This window comes from Sphingobacterium sp. IITKGP-BTPF85 (assembly GCF_001006065.1).
Lineage (GTDB): Bacteria > Bacteroidota > Bacteroidia > Sphingobacteriales > Sphingobacteriaceae > Sphingobacterium > Sphingobacterium anhuiense.
In genome coordinates, this window is record NZ_ASZT02000306.1 from 1 (window position 1) to 1,287 (window position 1,287).

Below are 1,287 nucleotides of genomic sequence, written 5' to 3' on the forward strand. Positions count from 1 at the left end.
TTGAATAAACCAGTTGGATCTCCTGGGTTTTGTTTGATGATACTATCCGGATATAATTGTAGGATTTGTGGAACTCCTGCATCGTAAGTACTCGACATGACAGAATCTCTATCAGATTTTTGAATAATATCTACCGACAATAAATCACCTGCAACTGCCTTTTCTGCACCAGCATCCTTCACGATTTTGTATTCTAGGCCACCCTCAGCCTTTTTAAAGTTTTGGCAAGCAGTTAATAAAAGCCCTGATGCCGCGAATAGTAAAATTGATTTTTTCATTTAAGTTTAATTGCTTTCTTATTTTTTTTATTAATTCTTATAATCTGGTCATACGACTTTAGTCGTATTGAGATTCTGTTCCTTTTAAATAGTCTTCCTATTCTATGGAAGGAAACATCTCAGATCAAAGATAATTTAATTTGTTCAGTTCTGGCAGTAATTACGTAAAAAATGTAAACATGGATATGAAAAATAGCTATGATACTGCTTAAACATGGATTTTAAATTATCATGGAAGGCAAAAGAAAACATTAAAAATTTTTAAAGAAAATCATGCGATTTGAATTTTTATTAACCCTAATTTGGATATAAAGGAAAGGTGATTCTTGTGAAAATATAATATAAATTTTAAATTTAGGTCCGCCCCAAAAAAGCACTTATCGGTGATCCGATAAGTGCTTTTCATTTTGATAATTTCTGTACTTATTTCTTTACAGGCGTAGCCGGTGTCGTTGTTGCAGGAATTGTCGTTGGAGCTGCAGCAGGTGCTTTTCCAGGGATAATGTCAAGAACTTCCACATCGAAAATTAAAGGTGAATATGGAGGAATTTCTCCAGCAGGACGTTCGCCATAAGCTAAAACCGAAGGAATAACCAAAGTAGCTTTTGAACCTTTGTTCAATAATTGGAAAGCTTCAGTCCAACCTGTAATAACGCCATCAACACCTAAATGTAAACGTAAAGGCTCGTAAGGTCTTTGTGGATTAAATTTGTTATGTTTTTTAGCTAGATCAGCTTGGTTAGTATCAAATACTTTATCGTTTGTCAATCTACCGATGTAGTTAACAACTACAGTGTCACCAACAGCCGCATTTTTACCTGATCCAGCCTTAGTAACAACATATTGTAAACCAGAAGCAGTTTTCTTAGGTGCTAATTTGTTGTTTTTCAAGAAAGCTTCAACTTTTCCAGCTTCAGCGCCTTTTAATTTTGCAGTCTCTGCTTCAAAATACTTCGTAACTTGCTCACCTAATTGTTGATCAGTTAACTTACCTTTTTTGAAGTGTTTT

General features: G+C 34.4%; 1 protein-coding gene and 1 pseudogene. Both read right to left on the reverse strand.

Going from position 1 to position 1,287, the window contains the following annotated elements; translation table 11 throughout:
* Positions 1 to 278, reverse strand: a pseudogene (locus L950_RS25335) (peptidylprolyl isomerase); the annotation flags it as partial.
* Positions 279 to 701: 423 nt separating this feature from the next.
* Positions 702 to 1,287 (reverse strand): FKBP-type peptidyl-prolyl cis-trans isomerase (locus L950_RS25340; RefSeq protein ID WP_021191227.1); only part of this gene is annotated, 586 nt, incomplete at its 5' end.